At 71.5% G+C, this 18,923-nt stretch carries 17 protein-coding genes; 5 read left to right on the top strand and 12 right to left on the bottom strand.

Going from position 1 to position 18,923, the window contains the following annotated elements:
• Positions 1–5: 5 nt before the first annotated feature.
• The 3 genes from ACIRB1_RS24570 to ACIRB1_RS24560 form a co-directional block, all read right to left on the bottom strand.
• Positions 6–218: a hypothetical protein gene (locus tag ACIRB1_RS24570; protein WP_352182533.1), complete on the bottom strand. Its 213-nt coding sequence runs from the start codon at positions 216–218 to the stop codon at positions 6–8.
• Between the two features lie 115 nt (positions 219–333).
• Positions 334–1,755: an FGGY-family carbohydrate kinase gene (locus ACIRB1_RS24565; RefSeq protein ID WP_352182534.1), complete on the bottom strand. Its 1,422-nt coding sequence runs from the start codon at positions 1,753–1,755 to the stop codon at positions 334–336.
• Positions 1,756–1,783: 28 nt separating this feature from the next.
• A complete protein-coding gene (locus tag ACIRB1_RS24560) occupies positions 1,784–2,824 on the bottom strand; it encodes a 2-hydroxyacid dehydrogenase (RefSeq protein ID WP_403466972.1) in 1,041 nt (346 codons plus the stop codon).
• 71 nt (positions 2,825–2,895) lie between these two features.
• Between ACIRB1_RS24560 and ACIRB1_RS24555 the strand changes: the two genes are divergently transcribed.
• The 3 genes from ACIRB1_RS24555 to ACIRB1_RS24545 all read left to right on the top strand — a co-directional run bounded on the left by ACIRB1_RS24555 (position 2,896) and on the right by ACIRB1_RS24545 (position 5,631).
• Positions 2,896–4,332: an FGGY-family carbohydrate kinase gene (locus ACIRB1_RS24555; RefSeq protein WP_403466971.1), complete on the top strand. Its 1,437-nt coding sequence runs from the start codon at positions 2,896–2,898 to the stop codon at positions 4,330–4,332.
• The gene (locus ACIRB1_RS24550) at positions 4,329–4,937 is read left to right on the top strand and encodes a histidine phosphatase family protein (RefSeq protein WP_403466970.1); all 609 of its coding nucleotides are present in this window, start codon (positions 4,329–4,331) and stop codon (positions 4,935–4,937) included. Before ACIRB1_RS24555 ends, ACIRB1_RS24550 begins: the two co-directional genes overlap by 4 nt.
• A gap of 277 nt (positions 4,938–5,214) precedes the next feature.
• Positions 5,215–5,631: a hypothetical protein gene (locus ACIRB1_RS24545; protein ID WP_403466969.1), complete on the top strand. Its 417-nt coding sequence runs from the start codon at positions 5,215–5,217 to the stop codon at positions 5,629–5,631.
• 204 nt (positions 5,632–5,835) lie between these two features.
• Here the strand turns inward: ACIRB1_RS24545 and ACIRB1_RS24540 are convergent, their stop codons facing one another.
• The 7 genes from ACIRB1_RS24540 to ACIRB1_RS24510 all read right to left on the bottom strand — a co-directional run bounded on the left by ACIRB1_RS24540 (position 5,836) and on the right by ACIRB1_RS24510 (position 13,063).
• Complete coding sequence (locus tag ACIRB1_RS24540) at positions 5,836–6,471, bottom strand: superoxide dismutase (protein ID WP_352182538.1); 636 nt, start codon at positions 6,469–6,471, stop codon at positions 5,836–5,838.
• A gap of 77 nt (positions 6,472–6,548) precedes the next feature.
• Positions 6,549–7,439 (bottom strand): TauD/TfdA dioxygenase family protein, encoded by an 891-nt coding sequence (locus ACIRB1_RS24535; RefSeq protein WP_403466968.1) that lies wholly within the window; start codon positions 7,437–7,439, stop codon positions 6,549–6,551.
• Positions 7,440–7,450: 11 nt separating this feature from the next.
• Complete coding sequence (locus ACIRB1_RS24530) at positions 7,451–8,797, bottom strand: LLM class flavin-dependent oxidoreductase (protein WP_403466967.1); 1,347 nt, start codon at positions 8,795–8,797, stop codon at positions 7,451–7,453.
• A 164-nt stretch (positions 8,798–8,961) separates the two neighbouring features.
• Positions 8,962–9,696, bottom strand: coding sequence for an ABC transporter ATP-binding protein (locus tag ACIRB1_RS24525; protein WP_403466966.1), 735 nt, complete (start codon positions 9,694–9,696; stop codon positions 8,962–8,964).
• Positions 9,672–10,538, bottom strand: a complete 867-nt coding sequence (locus ACIRB1_RS24520) for an ABC transporter permease (protein WP_403466965.1) — start codon at positions 10,536–10,538, stop codon at positions 9,672–9,674. The genes ACIRB1_RS24525 and ACIRB1_RS24520 overlap by 25 nt, the downstream gene beginning before the upstream one ends.
• Positions 10,539–10,543: 5 nt before the next feature.
• Positions 10,544–11,614, bottom strand: coding sequence for an ABC transporter substrate-binding protein (locus ACIRB1_RS24515; protein WP_403466964.1), 1,071 nt, complete (start codon positions 11,612–11,614; stop codon positions 10,544–10,546).
• Positions 11,615–11,836: 222 nt separating this feature from the next.
• A complete protein-coding gene (locus ACIRB1_RS24510) occupies positions 11,837–13,063 on the bottom strand; it encodes an ROK family protein (RefSeq protein ID WP_403466963.1) in 1,227 nt (408 codons plus the stop codon).
• Positions 13,064–13,526: 463 nt separating this feature from the next.
• Between ACIRB1_RS24510 and ACIRB1_RS24505 the strand changes: the two genes are divergently transcribed.
• The gene (locus ACIRB1_RS24505; RefSeq protein ID WP_352182545.1) at positions 13,527–14,108 is read left to right on the top strand and encodes a biotin transporter BioY; all 582 of its coding nucleotides are present in this window, start codon (positions 13,527–13,529) and stop codon (positions 14,106–14,108) included.
• An 8-nt stretch (positions 14,109–14,116) separates the two neighbouring features.
• On the opposite strand, the gene ACIRB1_RS24500 is transcribed toward ACIRB1_RS24505, so the two are convergent.
• Positions 14,117–15,421 (bottom strand): FAD-binding oxidoreductase, encoded by a 1,305-nt coding sequence (locus ACIRB1_RS24500; protein WP_403466962.1) that lies wholly within the window; start codon positions 15,419–15,421, stop codon positions 14,117–14,119.
• A 169-nt stretch (positions 15,422–15,590) separates the two neighbouring features.
• Positions 15,591–16,256 (bottom strand): LPXTG cell wall anchor domain-containing protein, encoded by a 666-nt coding sequence (locus tag ACIRB1_RS24495; protein ID WP_403467148.1) that lies wholly within the window; start codon positions 16,254–16,256, stop codon positions 15,591–15,593.
• Between the two features lie 353 nt (positions 16,257–16,609).
• On the opposite strand from ACIRB1_RS24495, the gene ACIRB1_RS24490 reads away from it, so the two are divergent.
• Positions 16,610–18,922: a protein kinase gene (locus ACIRB1_RS24490; RefSeq protein WP_403467147.1), complete on the top strand. Its 2,313-nt coding sequence runs from the start codon at positions 16,610–16,612 to the stop codon at positions 18,920–18,922.
• Position 18,923 lies beyond the last annotated feature (1 nt).

Here is an 18,923-nt window from a genome sequence, read left to right as displayed (position 1 = left end):
GACCCTCAGGCCTTCGCGTCCGGCTTGGGGAAGTAGCCGCCGTCCCGCCAGTTGAGCTGCCGCTGGTAGCGCCGACACCCCGGGACGGCGCACCGTATGTACGCCTCCGGGGCGAAGTCCTTCTTCTCCGCCCGGACGAACGCCAGCTCCTCGTCGTCCCGCAGCCCGCAGAACTCCCGCAGCGGACCACGACACCCGGGGCACCACTTGTAGACCATGCAGAACCTCCACGAGACCCGCCCGAGGCGACTCGGCGCCCCGGCCCCGCGAGCGTAGACGCCCACGGGGCCGGGGCGCAGCCGGTCAGCCCCCATTCAGGCGTCCCGTGTCGGCCTATCGCTCCCGCCCCCGCGCCACCGCCAGCCGCGCGAGGTGGTCCTCGTAGCCCTTGGCGCAGGCGGCGGCCCGTCCCGCGTCCGGCTCGACGATCTCCGTCGGGCGGGTCCAGGCCGCCGCGTCCAGCGGGACCCCGTACCGCTCCGCTGCCGCGAGCACCGCGCCCCGCGCGCCGACCTCGCCCTCGACGACCCGCAACGGCCGCCCCAGCACATCCGCGAGCAGCCGCATCCAGGCGGGGCTGCGCGTACCGCCGCCGCACACGGCCAGGGAGCCCGTGAGGCCCGCCGCCTCCAGGCAGTGCCGGGCCGCGTAGCCGATGCCCTCGCAGGTCGCGCGGATCAGGTCGGCGGGGGTCGACTCCAGGGAGACGCCGGTGAGTTCGGCGCGGAGCCGGGGCTCGACGAAGGGGGCGCGCTCGCCGGACGGCGCGAAGTACGGCAGCACCCGCACCCCGTTCGCGCCGGGCGGGGTCGCCGCGAGCAGCGCGTCCACCTCCTCGTGCCGGACGCCCGTCGTCGACAGCACCCAGTCCAGGGCCGCCGTGCCGACCATCGCGGGCATGGCCCGCAGCCAGTGCCCCGGCCGGTCGAGGGAGATGTACAGCCCCGCCGGTTCACCGCTCAAATCCAGCTCGGTGGTCGCGACCAGACTGGCGAGGCAGGTCCCCACGATCAGCAGCCCGTCACCCGGTTCCGTCACCCCGGCGCCGAGCGCGCACGCGGGCAGGTCGTACGGCCCGTTCGCGATCCGGGTCCCCGCCGGCAGTCCTTCCCCACGCGTCTCGGCCGTGGCGACCGGGTCGGCGACCGGCGCCAGCAGCCCCCGCCGCCGGGTCAGCCCGAGCAGCTCCACGACACCGTTGTCGTACGACCGCGTCCTGGGGTCGAGGAAGGGCATCGACGCGTCCGAGACATCCGTGGTCGCCCGCGCCCCCGTCAGCCGCTGGAACACCATGTCCTTGCAGTACAGCGCGGTGGCGGCGGCGTCGAGCGCCTTGGGCTCGTGCGCCTCGAACCAGGCCAGCAGGGGCCCCGGACAGCCGGGGAACATCGCACTCCCGGTCCGCCGGAACACCGTCTCGAAGGTGCCGTCCGCGAGCCACCGGTCGAGCAGTTCGTGCGCCCGCCCGTCCATCCAGGACGCCGCCGCCCGCACCGGCCGCCCCTCCCCGTCCACCAGCCACACCCCGTCGCCCTGCCCGGTCAGCCCGGCCAGCTCGACTGGCCCGTCCACCCCCGCCGTCAGTTCGTCGAGCACGGCGACGACCGCGCCGTAGACCTCGTCCATGTCCTGCTCGACGAACCCGCCGTGCATCGACAGCTCCACCGGCCGTGCCGCCACGGCGAGTTCACGCCCGGAGCCGTCGAAGGCGGCGGCCTTCACCGTGGACGTGCCGACATCGATTCCGACGTACATAACGCCTCCTCGGAGTTGGTGACGATCCTCAGGTCAGGCTGTGCGCGAGCGGCTCCCGACGCGCCCACCGTCCCACCTCCGCCGCGGCGATCCGCGCCGCCTTCTCGGCCACGGCCCGCGAGGCGCCCCCGAGATGCGGAGTCAGTACGACCCGGTCGGCGAACCCGAACAGCCGCGCCCCGGCGGGCAGCGGCTCGCGCGCGTAGGTGTCGAGGGCGGCGGCCGCCACCTGCCCGCCGTCCAGCGCGTCGCACAGCGCGTCCTCGTCCAGCAACGGACCCCGCGCCACGTTCACCACCACCGCGCCCGGCCGCAGCAGCGCCAGCTCGCGCGCGCCGATCAGCCCCCGCGTCTCCGGGGTCAACCGGGCGTGCAGCGTGATGACTTGGGACCGGCACAGCAGCTCGTCCAGTGTCCCGACCCGGAGCCCGTGGATCTCGCCGTGCACATACGGGTCGTACACCATCACCCGCGCCCCGAACGCGCACAGCACGCGCGCCACCCGGCTCCCGACGGCCCCGTACCCGACGAGCCCGACCGGCAGGTCCTCCAGCTCCAGCCCGCTGTGTTCGTACGTGTAGTAGGCCGCACCGCCGGACCAACTCCCCTGCCCGGCAAGGAGGTCGTGCGCCTGCGGAATGCGGCGGAGCGCGGCGAGCATCATCCCGACGGTGAACTCGGCGGTCGCGGCGGCGTTCCGCCCCGGCGCGAAGCACACGCGTACGTCGTGTGTCTTCGCCGCGTCCAGGTTGACGTTGACGGGGCCGCCCCGGCACACGACGACCAGCCGCAGATCCGGGCAGGTCGCCAGCACGCGCTCGGTGACGGGCCCCATCTGGGTGACCAGCACCTGCGCCCCGCAGTCCCGCAGGGCGTCGATCACCTCGTCCTCGGCGTCGCTCGCCTCCTCCACCTCGGCGACGGGACCGAAGGGCTCCAGCGGCCAGCCAAGCTCCAACTCTCCTACGGTGAAGGGGTGTTCGCGCAGTTCCTCGGCGATGGCCGCCGTGATCAGCGACGGCAGTACGAAATGGTCACCGGCGGCGACGACACGCAGGGTCTCGGTCATCGTGGGGCTCCCTCCCTCTCCGCCACGATGAACGGGGAATGCCGAATGCGTAACCCCTGAGGGAGGTCCGGATGATGTTCGAGGGCGAAGCGGAAGCGTGGCTGGGGATCGACCTGGGTACGCAGAGCGTCCGCGCCCTGCTGGTCACGGCCGAGGGCACGGTCCTCGGCAGTGGGTCCGCCCCGCTGACGGGCCGCCGGGAGGGAGTACGGCACGAGCAGGACCCGGGGGAGTGGTGGGAGGCGGTGTGCACGGCGTCCCGGGCCGCGCTCTCCTCACCGGCCGCGCGAGGGCCGATCGGCGGCCTCGCGGTGTGCGGCACCTCCGGGACGGTCCTGCTGACGGACGCCCGAGGCCGCCCGCGCACACCGGGGTTGATGTACGACGACGGCCGCGCGGTCGAGGAAGCGGCACGGCTCGGCATGCAGACGAGCTGGGCCCTGCCGAAGGCGCTCTGGCTCCTGGACGCCTACGGCCCCGGCCGCGTGACCCACCAACCCGACGTGATCACGGCGCAGTTGACGGGAGCGGCGATCCCGACCGACTCCAGCCACGCCCTCAAGACGGGCTACGACGCGGAGCACGAGGCATGGCCGCCCCAACTGGCCCACTTGGCCGAGCGGTTGCCGGAGGTGGTCCGGCCCGGCACCCGGTTGGGCGAGGTCTGCCGGACCGCCGCCGAAGCGACGGGCATCCCCGCCGGCACCCCGGTCATCGCCGGGATGACGGACGGCTGCGCGGCCCAGATCGCGTCCGGGGCACTGCGTCCGGGCGCCTGGAATTCGGTGCTGGGTACCACCCTGGTTCTCAAGGGAGCGTCCCCGGCCCCTGTCCGGGACGACGCCGGGGTGGTCTACAACCACCGTGCACCGGACGGCAGTTGGCTGCCGGGCGGGGCGTCGAGCGTGGGGGCGGGGGCCCTGCCGCCGGGGCTGGACCCGGCGGCGATGGACACCCGGGCGGCGGCCTGCGAACCGTCGGGCGCCCTGACGTACCCCCTGGCCTCACCCGGCGAACGCTTCCCCTTCCTGGCCCCCGAGGCGACCGCCTTCACGCTCGGCACTCCGGCGTCCGAGGCGGACGGCTGGGCGGCGGTGCTCCAGGGCGTGGCGTTCACCGAGCGCCTGTGCCTGGACTACCTCGACCACCTGGGCGCCCCGATAGACGGGCCCCTCGCCTTCACGGGCGGCGCGGCCCGCAGCGCGTACTGGAACCAGCTCCGCGCCGACATCCTCGGCCGCCCCGCCCGAGTCCCGGAACAGATCGAACCGGCCCTGGGAATGGCGGTGTTGGCGGCGTACGGCACCGGAGCGGGCGGGGAGCTGGCGGAGGTGGCCGACGGCATGGTCCGTATCCGCACGGTCCTGGAACCCCGCGCGTTCCGCACGGCCCGCTTCACCGGCCCGTACGCTCGCCTGGTGGACGAACTGGAGACCCGGGGCTGGCTGCCGAGCCCGGTCGCGACCCATGCCCGCACCCGCCTGAACCAGGACACGAACGCCTCATGACCACCACCCTCCTCCTGGCCCGCCACGGCCAGACCGTCTGGCACGCCGAGAACCGCTACGCCGGCATCAGCGACGTCGCCCTGACGGACACGGGCCTCGCCCAGGCGAAGGCGCTGGGCCGCTGGGCCGAGGCCAACCCGGTCGACGCGATCTGGACGTCCCCGCTGTCCCGAGCGATCGCCACGGCAGCCCCCGCATCCCAGGCCCTGCACCTCACCCCGCACACCGAACCGGCCCTGCGCGAATGCGACTTCGGAGTCATGGAGGGCCGCACGCTCGCGGAGTTCGAGGCGGAGCACCCCGAGGCGGCGGAGGCCTTCCGGTCGGACCCGGTGGCACACCCGTTCCCGGCCTCCGAGGACCCGACGGAGGCCGCGGCACGCGGAACGACCGCTCTGCGGCGCATCGCCGCCGCGCACTCCGGAGAGCGGGTCCTCGTAGTCGCGCACAACACCTTGCTGCGTTTGATTCTGTGCCGATTGCTGTCGATTCCGCTCAGCGAATACCGACGCGTTTTCCCGCAGCTGCGGAACGCGGCGGTGTCCGAAATTCGCATGACGCGGGGAGAAGGCGCTCTCCTTTCGCTCAACGTGCCTTGCGTGTAGGGGGCGGATACGACGGAGGCCGGCCGGCGCTCATGGAGGGATGTCTTCACCCCGGGGTCCGGCTGTGGGGGCTTTCTGGGGCTTCCCCGGTTGGGCGTCCCGGTCGGCGCGATCCCTATAGTGCGGAGGTTCGAAGGTCGGACTTCATGCCACGTGAATCAATGCGACCGCGCCGCCCGCACCGCCGTTGTGCGGTGGGCTGCTGCCGTGGCCGCGGAATGAGGAAATGATGGGGCAGGGGATGCAGGGAGCACGGCGTGCCGCGGGGACGCTGACCATGGTGGACGTGCTGTTGCGGTGGACGTGGATCCGGCGACGCTCGCCCGCGCGGGACATCGAGGACTACAAGAGCGGACAGGCACTGCTTGTCATGGGGATGACGAAGACCATCGCCGGGGAGGCCAGGGTCACGGTAGGTAAGGGCAAGCAGATCGCGAGGCTCAGATCCGGTTACCTGCGCCTCTCGGCCGATGGGCAGCCGAGCTGGAGCGATCGCAGAGGAGACCGGAACGCGATCCTCAGACCGCCCTTCTCGCTCAAGCCCACGGGGGAGAAGGTGCCGATGGGGCCGAAGTTCGAACGCTACGAACTCGTCACCGGCGACGGGACGTTCGACTTGGCGGTTCCCAAGAAGGACGGGGAACTGGTCCGCTACGCCTTCGGTCCGGCACAGAACGGCGAAGGGACGCACTAGCCCGGACACAGGATGGGCGGTCGACGGTCATGGCTGTTCCCGGTCCAGCAGCTGGAGATACAGGTCCGGGGGAAGGCCGGATCCGTCGGAAGGAGAGAACCCCCGCGAGTCACGTCCTCGCGGGGGTTCCCCTTTTCATCCGCCCGCCCGCGTGAAGGTTGAGAAGACGATCACGAGGCAGGACGATCTATTCGGATCGGTGGGTCACGCGGACAGGATCGTCGGGCGGGACTTCGCGGCGTCGTAACGACGGGCCACGTCCTGCCAGTTGACGACCGCCCACATGGCCTCGATGAAGTCGACTTTCTGGTTCTTGTACTGGAGGTAGAAGGCGTGCTCCCAGGCGTCGAAGACCAGGAGGGGGGTGGAGCCCTGGCCGACGTTGCCCTGGTGGTCGTAGACCTGCTCGACGATCAGACGGCCGCTGAGCGGCTCGTGGGCGAGGACGCCCCAGCCCGAACCCTGGGTCGTCGCGGCGGCCTTGGTGAGCTGGGCCTTGAAGCCGGCGAAGGAGCCGAAGGAGTCGGCGATGGCGTCCGCGAGACCGCCCACTCCGTCCGCCGCGAGGGGCTCGCCGCCGCCGTCGCCGGTCATGTTGTGCCAGTAGATGCTGTGCAGGATGTGGCCGGAGAGGTGGAAGGCCAGGCTCTTCTCCAGCCCGTTGACCGACCCCCACTGCTCCTTGTCCCGTGCCTCCGCCAGCTGCTCCAGCGTGTCGTTCGCGCCCTTCACATACGCCGCGTGGTGCTTGTCGTGGTGCAGCTCGATGATCTCGGGGCTGATCACGGGGGCGAGCGCGGCGTAGTCGTAGGGCAGGTCAGGAAGCGTGTAGACGGGCATGGCGGATCGGTCCCCTCCGGACTTCTTATTGCACATAACTTGCAACTACAACTTAGCAGCGAAAAGCCTCGGTGTGGTCACTCCGCCACGGATGTGTAGTGCGACGCGTCGCCCTCGATCGAGTAGCTCTCCTTGCCCTCGACGCCGACCGGGATGTCGCCGGCGACGGTGACGCGGTTGAGCCGGCGGGGCTGGTTGTCGTAGTTGTCGATGGCGTAGTGCTGGGTGATGCGGTTGTCGAACAGGACGAGCTGGTCGGGGGACCAGCGCCAGCGGAGGATGTTCTCGGGGCGGGTGACGTAGCTCTGGAGGAGGTCCAGGATCTTGCGGGACTCACCCGTCGACAGGCCGACGATCCGCTGCGCGAACCCGCCGATGAACAGGCCGCGTTCGCCGGTCAGCGGGTGCACGCGGACGACCGGGTGGACCGTGCGGAACGTGATGGACGTGAACTGGGCGCGCTGGGCGGCGCGGTCGGCGTCGATGGACTCTTCCGGTACGGCGTAGTCGTAGTCGTTGGTGTGCTCCGCCCACAGGGTGTCCGCCAGGACGCGCAGCGGCTCGGGCAGGTCGCGGTAGGCCGCCGCGGAGTTCGCGATCAGGGTCTCGCCGCCGTACGGCGGGACCGTGATGCTGCGCAGGGTGCTGGCCTGGGGCGGGTTGAGGACGAACGTCACGTCGGTGTGCCAGTGGTTGGCACGGCCGCGCTCGCTGTCCACGGGCAGCACGTTCGGGGCGCCGTCGACGGCGGGCACCGTGGGGTGCGCGGTGGTGAGGTCGCCGAAGCGGCGGGCGAAGGCCTCCTGGCCCGCGTCGTCGAGGTGGACGTCGTCGAAGACCAGCGCCTTGTGGACGTTGAGTGCCTCGCGGATCGCCGTCACCTCCTCGGCCGACAGCGGCTTGCCGATGTCCACGCCCGACACGCGGGCGCCGATGTTCGCGGTGACCTTCTGGATCTCGATGGACATGTGAAGTCCTCTCAGACGAGGGCGGGTTGGGTGGTGGACCGGGTGTACTGGTTGGCGGGGCGGGGGAGGCCGTAGCGCTCCCTGAGGGTCGTGCGGGGGCCGTACTCCGTGCGGAGCAGGCCGCGGGCGCGGAGGAGGGGGACGACGTGGTCGACGAAGGCGTCGAGGCCGGACGGGAGGACCGCGGGCATGATGTTGAAGCCGTCGGCGGCGCCCTGCGTGAACCACGTTTCGATCGCGTCGGCCACCTGCTCCGGTGTACCGGCGACGGTGAGATGCCCGCGCCCGCCGCCGAGCCGGCCGATGAGCTGCCGTACGGTCAGCCGGTCGCGGCGGGCCAGTTCGACGACGAGCGTGTAGCGGCTCTTCGCGCCCTCGATGGCGTCCTCGGGAGGCAGGTCCGCGGGGAGCGGGGCATCCAACTCCAGTGTCCCGGCAGGTAGTTGCAGCAGCCGCTCCAGATGGTCCACACCGTGCGTGTACACGATGTGGTCCTCCAGCAGCCGTTCGCCGGCCCGCGCCTCGGCCTCCGTCCCGCCGAGGACGGGCACGATGCCGGGCAGCACCTTGATGTGCTCGGGGTTGCGGCCGGCCGCCTCCGCACGGGACTTGAGGTCCGCGTAGAAGGCCTGGGCGTCGGCGAGGGTCTGCTGCGCGGTGAACACCGCCTCCGCGTACCGTGCCGCGAACGCCTTGCCGTCCTCGCTGGAGCCCGCCTGCACGAGCAGGGGGTAACCCTGAGGTGAGCGGGGGACGTTGAGGGCGCCCGCGACGCTGAAGTACGTCCCCTGGTGGCGCGGTGGGTGGATCTTCGTGTCGTCGCCCCACACCCCGGCCGCCTTGTCGGCGACGATCGCGTCGTCCTCCCAGCTGTCCCAGAGCTTCAGCACCACATCCAGGAACTCGGCGGCCCGCGCGTACCGTTCGGCGTGCGCGGGCTCGTGCTCCAGCCCGAAGTTCCGGGCGGCCTCGGCACCGGCGGTCGTGACGATGTTCCAACCCGCCCTGCCGCCACTGATGATGTCCAGCGAGGCGAACTTGCGGGCCAGGTTGTAGGGCGAGTTGTACGACGTGGATGCCGTGGCTATCAGGCCGATGTGCTCGGTGGCCGTCGCCAGTGCGGTGAGGAGAGTGAGCGGTTCCAGGGCGCCGGCGGGGCGTTGGGCGAGGTTGCTCCACAACTGCGGTCCGTCGGCGAGGAAGAGGGAGTCGAAGGTGCCGCGCTCCGCGGTCCGGGCGAGGCGCGTGTAGTGGTCCAGCTCGACGTGGGCGTAGGGGTTGCTCTCCGGGAGGCGCCAGGAGGCCTCGTGGTGGCCGGTGTTCATCAGGAAGGCGTTCAGGTGGAGTCGGCGGGGCATGGGAGGTCCTTCAGGTGAGGGTTCGGGGGTGGCTCGGGGGTGGCTTCTCGACAAGGTCGGCTCGCATCAGCCCGTCCGGCGTGTGAGGACGAGGCCCCTTCAGGGCTGACGGGGGTCTGGGGGCGGAGCCCCCAGAAGGCGGCGCGCTGGAACAGCCCGGGCGCTCAGCGGGAATCCGACGGAACACCGAGCGCCGACAGCAACCGCTCCCGGTACTCCGCCCGCGCCACCTCGGGCTCGATCACCAGGTCCAGCCCGATCCGCCCCTGCTCAAGCACCAGCACCCGGTCCGCGAGGACGATCGCCTCGTCCACGTCATGGGTGACCAGGAGCACCGAGGGCCGATGCCGCTCCCACAGCTCCCGGAGCAGCACGTGCATCCGAATCCGGGTCAACGCGTCGAGCGCCCCGAACGGCTCGTCCGCCAACAGCAGTTCAGGCTCACGCACCAGCGACCGGGCCAACGCGGCCCGCTGCGCCTCACCCCCGGACAACTCGTTGGGCCACGCCCGCTCCCGTCCGGCGAGCCCCACCTCGGCCAGGGCCTCACGCCCCTTGGCGGCGGCTTCCTTGCCCTCCGTCCCCAGCAGCACGTTGTCGAGGACCCGCCGCCACGGCAGCAACCGCGAGTCCTGGAACACCACCGACACCCGCTCAGGGGCGACGAGCCGACCACTTCCGGCGACCTCGTGGTCCAGCCCCGCGATCGCCCGCAGCAACGTGCTCTTGCCGGAACCGCTGTGCCCGAGCAGCGCGGTGAACTGTCCCGCGGGCAGATCCAGATCGACGTGGTCGAGAACCGTACGCCCGTCGAACGACCGGGTGAGTCCGCGGATGTGAACGGCGGTTCCGGCGGGAACCACGTCGGTGGTGGTCAGCTGCTGAGTGTGCGGCGCCATGACAGCACCCTCCGTTCGACGAGACGGACCGCGCTGTCGGAGAGCAGACCGAACACGCCGTAGATCAGCAGGCCGACGAGGATGACGTCCGACTGGCCGTAGTTCTGGGCCTGGAACATCATGTAGCCGAGGCCGCTGGTGGCGTTGATCTGCTCCAGGACCACCAGGCTCAGCCAGGAGCCGGTCACGCCGAGGCGCAGGCCCACGAAGAAGCCGGGCAGGGCGCCGGGGATGACGATCTGGCGGACGAACCGGAGCCTCGACAGGCCCTGGACCTCCGCGAGTTCGACGTAGCGGTGGTCGATGCCGGAGAGCGCGGCGTGCAGGTTGAGGTAGATCGGGATGTAGACGACGATCGCGATGATGGCGATTTTGAAGGTCTCGCCGATGCCCAGCCAGAGGATGAACAGTGGGATGAGGCCGAGGGTCGGGATCGCCCGGTTGAGCTGCACGGTCCCGTCGATCAGCGCCTCGCCGACCCGGCTCAGCCCCGCGGCCAGGGCGAGGGCGACACCGGCGGTGAGGCCGAGCGCGAAGCCGTACGAGGCGCGTTCCAGCGAGGTCAGCATGTCCGAGGGCAGCGTGCCGGACGTCCACAGCCGGCCGGCGGTCCGCAGCACCGTCCAGGGCGCCGGTATCGCGGCCGGGTCCAGCTGCCCGGCGGCGGACGCGGCGGCCCACAGGGCGAGGACGAGGAGCGGCCCGACGACCCGGGAAGCGGGCAGCCGCTTGCCGGGGGCGAGACCGCGCCGTCGCCTGCGCGGAGCCTCGATGGCACCCTCCACGGCGTTCGAGGGCGTGGACGTCGCGGCGGACGTGTCCAGCGTCTGGGAGGTCGTCATCGCCGTCACCTCCGGTACTCCGCCGCCACGGCCTTCGCCGCGATCCCCTCGAACCGCCGGTCGAAGAGCGAGTCCACCGTGAACTTCTTCACGAACCCACCCTCCGCGAGCAGATCGGCGGTCTCCTGCTCCCACTTCACGGCCTCGTCCCAACTCGGCGGGAAGAAGGGCTTGTTGGCGAGCGCGGTGACCGACTCGGCCTGCGCCGGGGTCAGGTTCTGCGTCTTGACGTAGAACTCCTCGTTCCAGACGTCCGGGTGCTCGTACTGCCAGACCTGACCCTGCGCCCACTGCGGGATGTACGCGGCGATCGCGGCCGCTTTCGCCGGGTCGGCCAGCACGGCGGACGGCGCCCACAGCAGATTGAGCAGGTCTACGACATCGGTGGTGATCGCGCGGGCGCCCTTCGCCTCGTACTGCTTGAGGTACGCCGGTGCCTGGCTGTTGGCGAGCGGGGCGATGTCGACCTGGCCGGACTGGAGGGCGGTGAGGAACTGGTTGCTGGTCAGCGGGACGAGTCTCACCTCGTCGTACTTCAGCCCGGCCTGCCTCAACGCCCGCAGCAGGACGACTCCTTGGGCCTGCCCCTGGGAGAAGGCCAGCTTCTTGCCCTTGAAGTCGGCGACGGTGTGGATGTCGCTGCCCGGCTTGGTGGCGAAGAGGTAGTTCGGCTTGCGGGTGACGTCGATCGCGACGATCTTCGCGTCGTAGCCCTGGTAGTGCGCCTGGATCGGCGGGATGCCCGCGTTGTTGGCGAGGTCGAGGGACTTGGCGCGGAACGCGTTGATGACATCCGGGCCGGCCCCGATGTTCACCCAACTCGACACGGTGAACGGCAACTTGGGCAGTTTCGCCAGCTTGAACTGGAGTTGCTGGGTGTTCAGGTACGAGGCGATCTTCAGACGCGTGCCGGACGGGACCTTCTGGGCGAGCGGGGCGGACAGGCCGGCCCCCGACCTGGCGGTGGCGGCGCTGCTCGTGGCGCAGCCGCTGAGACCGGCGACGCCCGCGGCGGCACCGAGCACGGAGGTGAGGAAGAGCCGCCGGTCGACGCCGGGCGCACGGGAATGAGGCATGGGAGGACTCCTGGTCAAAGTCACGGGAACGCGGGAAGGCGCGCGAAATTCACGGACGGCGAAAGACGGAACAGTCCGGGACAGGAAATTCAGGCAGGATGAGACCGGCGCCAGGGGCGCGTCAACGGGTCAGCAACAAAAGGTGCGACAACTCATCCTCAGGCTCATGACCAGGATGTTCCCGGCCACGCGCGCCCGCTGTCAACATTCCGAGTTTCTGAATTAAATACGCCCCGGTGACAGGCTCAGGGGATCCCGGTAGAGGACATCCAGCATTACCGAACCGCCCGCCACGGCCAGTACGGAATCCGGGAAACTCGTCGGCACGACAGCCGACGCCCGCACGTCACCGACCTCCTCGCGCAGCGCCCGCAGGCAGTCCTCCCGCCGGATCACCCCCAGTTCGGTGACGACGACCGTCTCCGGGTTGAGAATGTCGAGCAGCAGCCCGACCGCCCGCCCCACCATCCGCGCCCGCTGCGTCAACAGCCGTACGGCGACCGGGTCTCCGCGCTCCGCCGCCGACACGACATGCGTCGGGTTGACCCCGTCGACGATGCCCGCCTCGCGCGCCCGGCGGCACAACGTCCTCTCGCTCAGCTCGACCTGGAGGCAGCCGACGCGCCCGCAGTCGCAGGGTTCCGTGCCGCCGCGCAGCGGCAGATGGGCGATCGCGCCCGCCTGCGAACGCGGGCCGTGGTGCACCTCGTCGTTGGTCGCGAAGGCCGCGTCGACCACATTGCCGACGAAGAGGTGCAGCACGCTCCGGCTGCCGCGCGCCGTCCGCCCGAAGAGGCGCTCCCCGTTCACCAGCGCCCGCGCGTGGCCGTCCACCTGGACCGGCAGCCCGGTGCGGGCGCCCAGCAGTTCGCGCACCGGCACGTCCCGCCAGCCCAGCAGCGGATGGTCGACGATGCTCCCGGAGTCCCGGTCGACCCAGCCACCGGCGGCGACCCCCACCCCCAGCGGGGTGGCCCCGGCCGCCCCCGCGAGCAGCGCCTCCAGCCCTTCGGCGGCGCGGGCCAGCACCAGAGCGGGGTTCGTACTGTGGTGCGCGAGTCGGCGCTCGGTCAGCACCCGGCCGCGCAGATCCAGCAGCGCGACCGTCGTATAGGGCACGGCCACATGGACTCCGCCCATAACGAACCGTGACGCGTCCAGGTCGACGGGCACATGGGGCCGGCCCACACCGTTCGAGCGTTGAGGTGTGGCCGCCTCCCGTATGAGCCCGAGTTCCGTGAAGCGGGCGCAGTAGTCGGTGACCGACGCCGGGGACAGCCCGGTCAGCCGGGACACGGTCGAGCGCGCCACCGGGCCGTGCTCCAGCACCGAGCGCAGGACGACGCTCGCGTTGGTGCGGCGCCGGTCGCTGTCGGCGGCGCGGGGCACGGGGGAGCGCAGAGAAGCGGGGGAGGGGGAGGCGAGAAGGGGTGCCGCGTTACGGGGCATGGGGATCTTCCTCGGGAACGGGTCCGACAGTGCGCCGTCTCGGATACGAGGCGCACCGGATCCGCTCCGCCCGCCTCAGGGGCGGTAACAGGTCGCCGTGGCCTGGCGTCGCAGGTCGACATAGCGACGCGACGCGAAGTTCCGGGCTTGGGCGACCATGCGCTCGAAGCTAGCAAAGCGGACCACGGCTGCCCAGACCGTGACCGGTGTGCGAGACGCCACGATGACAGGTGCGCGAGACGCCACGACGGCCGGCGAGGGACGACGGGACGGCCGGTGTGCGAGACGGCACGGCATCCGCGTGACCGGCATCACGCCCCGGCGCGTGTAACGGGCATCCTTTGTCCGGAGCCCACCAAGCCCCCGATCCCGCCTTTGTCGGACGCTGACGGTGATCGGCCCGAGGGCCCTGGGGTAGCGTCACGAAGTCCCCCTGTACCCCGGTCAACCTGCGGAGTCCCCCTTGAGTACCGCCGTCGCCACCACCCGCCCGGGCCAGGTCCTCGCCGACCTGCTGCCCGCCTCCCGCGTGCGGGACATCGCCCTCGTGCTCGGCGGCGCCGCGCTCACCGGCCTCGCCGCACAGCTCGCCGTGCCCGTGCCGGGCTCCCCGGTCCCGGTCACCGGCCAGACCTTCGCCGCCCTCCTCGTCGGCACCTCCCTCGGCGCCGGCCGCGGCTTCCTCTCGCTCGCCCTGTACGCGCTGCTCGGCCTGGCCGGCGTCCCGTGGTTCGCCGGGGGCACCTCCGGCGGCGGCGCCTCCTTCGGCTACATCGTCGGCATGCTGCTCGCCTCCGCCGCCGTCGGCGCCCTGGCCCGCCGCGGCGCCGACCGCTCGGTCCTGCGCATGGCCGGCACGATGCTGCTGGGCGAGGCGATCATCTACGCGATCGGCGTCCCGTACCTGGCGCTCAGCCTCGACCTCTCGACCGGCGCCGCGCTCGCCGCGGGCCTCACCCCGTTCCTCATCGGCGACGCCCTGAAGGCCGCCCTGGCGATGGGTGCGGCCCCGACGGCCTGGAAGTTCGTCAACAAGCAGCGCTGATACGGCCGTTACCGCCGGAAGAGGTTCGCCGGGTCGTACGACGACTTGATCCCGGCGAGCCTCTTCCGTGTCTCTGCCCCATATAGCCCCTCGGTCCGGTCACCGGCCCCGAACGCGAAGTTCACCGTCCGCCCGAGCGTGTGCGGCGCGAGCAGCGCGAACGCCGGGTCCAACCGCTCCCGTACGGCCTTCCGCTCCCCGACGGCCAACAGCCGTACCAGGAACCGTCCTTCGCGATACGGCACCGAGTTCGGCGCGGGCCTCGCCAGCGCCCCGCCGAGATGATTGACCTGGACGACGCACATTCCGGGCGCGTCCGGCCCGGCGAGCGACAGCACCTCGCCCACCCGCGCCACATCCAGCTCGCTCACCACCACGCTGTCCCCGTAGTACGCGTGCGGCTGGGGCGGATCGCTGTGGATCGTGTGACTCTCGGAGTACGGCATCTCCCGCAGCGAGTCCGCGAGCACCGGCCCGAACTTCCGCAGCGGCGCGATGAGTTGCTCCCCCTCGGCCTCGCTGCCCGTGAAGGCGACGCGCACGGAGAGGACGTACCGTCCGCGCAGGTGCGGTGGCAGCGCCGGGATGTCCGGGTACGGTACGGCAGCGAAGGACGAGGTCAGCTCGTCCGGCACGGTCCGCGTCCACTCCTCGTACGCCCGCAGCAGGGCCGTGGGGTCGACCTCCCGCCCGTCGAAGGCGAGCGAACCACCGTAGAGCGTCCGCACCGGGACGAGGCCGATCTCCAACTCCGTGACGACACCGAGGACATGACCGGCGCCGAGCAGCGCCCAGTACAGCTCGGGTTCCGACTCCCGTGTCACCCGGCGCAGTCGGCCGTCGGCGGTGACGAGGTCGAGGCCGCGGACATGGTCGGCCGCGTATCCGAACTCCCTTGCCAGGATGCCCAGTCCACCGCCCAGCGTGTACGACACGGCACCCACACCCGGCGCGGAACCGTTCAGGGGAGCGAGGCCGTGGGGTTCGGCGGCGGCCACGACCCGCGCCCAGCGGGCGCCCGCCCGGACACGGACGGTGCGCGCCTCGGGATCGACCCGCACCCCGTCCATCCGCCGCGTCGTGATCAGCACCCCGCCCTCAGAACCGCCCGGCAGCCCGTGCCCGGTGGCCTGCACGCCGACCGGCAGATCCCTCGCGGCGGCGTACCGTACGGCGGCGATCACGTCGTCGGCCGAGCGCACGCCGTAAATGACGGCCGGCCGCAGGGTGAACCCGGTCTGGAAACCGGCGAGTTCGTCCTCGTAGCCGGGGTCGGCGGGGTACAGGATGAGCGGCTGTGTGGGGTGGTCCATGGGGGACATGCTGACCGCATAACCTGACACCTGCCGTCAGGTTTTCCGGCGCGTCCGGGGGTGGGTGTCCCGGCGCAGGCGAGAGGGAGGGCCGGGTGCTCCCGCGACCCGGCCCTCCCTGTCCGGCCCCGCCCGGCCTCGGCCGGCCGGCCCGTCGGGCGCCTACGGCTCAGCCCCGCAGGGCCTGCCCCTCCGGCCGTCGCCGCGACCAGTACAGGCCCGCCGCGCCCGCCGCGATCAGCGATGCGCCGGCCGCGCCCAGGGGCAGGACGTCATCGCCGACGCCCGTCTTGGGCAGCGTGTCGCCGCCCGGTGCCACCGGCTTGTTGTCGGTGCCGAGCAGCAGCGGGGTGGCCGGGGCGTTCGGCGACGGGTTCGCCGTACCGAACGGGACCGGGCCCTGCTGCCAGAACGTCTTCTTGCCGTCGGCGGACATCACCGGCAGACAGATCTTCCCGGCCTTGCTCAGGTCGTACGTCGCGTCGACCGCGTACGACTTCGACCTGCCCGCGGCGAGAGCGCCCACGGAGCACGTGAATCCGCTGTTCGAACCGGCCGGCAGATCCTTTTCGGCAATCGCCGAACAGCCCTGCACGCCCTTGACCCTGAGGCCGTCGAATCCGACGACCAGAAGATTGACATCGCCGCTCGCCTTGGTCCCCTCATTCTTCACGGTGGCGGTGATCGCCGTCTTTTTCGTGCCGTTGTCGACCGAGATCCTCGACGGCAGGAGCGTGGTCAGTTTCACCCCGGCCGGAGCCGCGTCCACGGCCTTTCCGCCTTTTCCGCTTCCCGGCCCCTGGCCGTCCGCCGAGGCGCTGAAGGAAAGGATCATCACCGCCGAGAAAGATGCGGTGAGCAGCGATCCCGCGATGGCCTTGGCGGTGGTCCGGGTCGCGGATGTGGTCGTGGTCTTGGCCGTGTCCGTGGTCATGGTCGTAGCACGATGAGAACTCATGTTCGTCCCCCTTGCGTTCCCCTGTGTCCCCCTGGGACTGCGCCTGAATTCGCAGTACTTGAAGAGGTACCACAAGATTTCTCCGCACTATGCTGATACGGCATGAAGTGTGACCATTGTGGGGGTGCAGCGGATTGCCGGGGAATGTGGGGAACATGAGGGGCGGCGGAGTTCCGGGGCTCTTGGTGACCGGACGTTATCGGCTGGTCGAAAGCATTGGGCAGGGGGGAATGGGGCGGGTGTGGCGAGCCGCCGACGAAATACTCGACCGGCAGGTCGCGGTCAAGGAAATGCGCATCGACGGCCTCGACGCGGAGGACACCCGCACCCGCCGCGAGCGCACCCTGCGCGAGGCCAGGGCGACCGCCCGCATCGACCACCCGAACGTGGTGCGGGTCTACGACGTCGTCGACGAGGGCGAACGCCTGTGGATCGTCATGGAGTTGGTTGCCGGGCGCTCCCTGGAACGCATGCTGACCGACGACGGCGCGCTCGGCCCGCGCGAGGTGGCCGCGATCGGGCTCGGCCTGGTGGCGGCCCTGCGCCAGGTGCACGCGGGTGGCGTCCTGCACCGGGACATCAAACCCGGGAACGTGCTCGTCGAGAACGGCGGCCGACGCGTCGTGCTCACCGACTTCGGCATCGCCGCGATCCAGGACGCCACGGCGCTCACCGTGGTCGGCATGCTGGTCGGCTCGCCCGACTACATGGCACCCGAGCGGATCTCCGGGCGCCCGCAGGGACCGCCGTCGGACATCTGGTCGCTGGGCGCGACACTCTGCGCCGCGCTCGGCGGGCGGTCACCGTTCTCCCGGGACACAACGCTGGCCACGCTGCACGCCGTTCTGTACGAGGAGCCCGAACTCCCGGCTGCGGCCGGTCCGTTGCGGGACGTGCTCGCGGCACTGCTGGAGAAGGAGCCGTCGGGGAGGCCGGGGCTGGAGGAGGTGGAGGGGGCGCTGACGCGGGTGGCGTTTCCGGCGGCGGGGGCTGAAGGGGAGGAGCGGGCGGGGGGAGCTGAAGGGGAGGAGAGGGCCCGGGGCGCCGAGGGGCCTGGGGAACTCACCGCGCCGGACGCGGAGTCGGAGCGGGAGTCGCCACCCGGGGTCTATCGGGAGTCACCGACCCCGGTGTTCCTGGAACCGTCGCTCCTCCGCGCGGCACGCGATCCCCGGGTGTACGACCCCGACCACGTCGCTCACCCCCACCCCGTCGAGGACGCGATACCGACGCAGCGCCCTGCCGTGGAGGAACCGGTCTCCGCCGCCGGAGCGATGTCCGAGGCCGTGTCCGGAGCGGCGTCCGAAGCAGTGTGCGAGGCCGTGTCCGGAGCGGCGTCCGAAGCCGTGTCCGAGGCCGCGTCGGAGCTGAGCTCCGAGGCCCCGTCCGGCAACCCCCGGGGATCTGGGCCACGGAGGACGGGTGTCTCCTTCGTCCGCGCCGATCAAGGGGAGCGAACCGATCGAGGCGCCCGCGCCGATCAAGGCGCCCGGACCGATCAAAGTGCCGGGGCCGATCAACGTGCCCGACCCGGTGAAAGCGCCGCAGCCGGTCAAAGTGCCGGGGCCGATCAACGTGCCCGACCCGGTGAAAGCGCCGCAGCCGGTCAAAGTGCCCGCGCCGATCAAAGTGTCCGAGCCGATCAAGGGGAGCGGACCGAACCCGCCACGCAAGCCGAGTCCGGCGTGGACACTCAACTCGCCGCACGCGCCCAAGCGTTGACCGAGCGGAAACCCGCGCCGCTCCCGGCCCACCCGCCGGCCCCGCGCCCGGCGCCACCGCATCCCGCTCCCGAACGCCCCGCCCTGGGCCCTCACCCGGCCCGTGTGCCCCGCCCCGCGGCCCTGCCGCCCGGCGGTGAACTCCCGGGCCCCGCACAGCCGTTCACTCCGGACCGCACGGGCCGCCCCCACCGCACTCGCCGCCGTATCGCACTGATCGCCGTCGCGGCCGTGGTGGTCGCAGCCGCGGTCACCGGCACGATCCTCGCGAACTCCGGCGACTCGTCCGGTACTTCGTCGGCCGCCTCGTCGACGTCGGCCGAACCGTCCGCCTCCTCGTCCAGGTTGCCTTCTCCCTCCCCGTCCCCCACGGTCGAAGGCACCTCCCGCCCCCCGACTCTCCCTCCGGGCACGCATCGAGAGGCGGGCGGTTTCGCCTGGGCGACGCCGGCGGGGTGGCGGCGGGATCTGAAGACGGGCGCCGAGGTGCACTACACGTCACCCGACGGGAGTCAGGAGCTCGTCGGCAAGTCGGCGCTCGCGCGCGGTGACTTGATGCAGACGTGGGAGGCGTCGGAGCGGAGCGCCCGGCAGGGGCAGGACTACCGGAAGATCCGGCTCGACAGGACGACGTTCCGGGGTCATCCGGCGGTGAGGTGGGAGTACACGTTCACGCTCAAGGGCGTTGCCTGGCACGCCCGGCTGCTCGGTTTCGACGAGGACGGGAAGTCGTACCAGATCAACACCTGGTACCAGCCGGGCGTGGAGACGCAGGCCCTGGCGACCTACGACAAGGTCAGGAACAGCTTCGTCGTGCTGTGAA

It is taken from the genome of Streptomyces sp. NPDC096013, from assembly GCF_044763565.1.
Lineage (GTDB): Bacteria > Actinomycetota > Actinomycetes > Streptomycetales > Streptomycetaceae > Streptomyces.
This window is presented reverse-complemented; position numbering and strand designations above follow the sequence as displayed.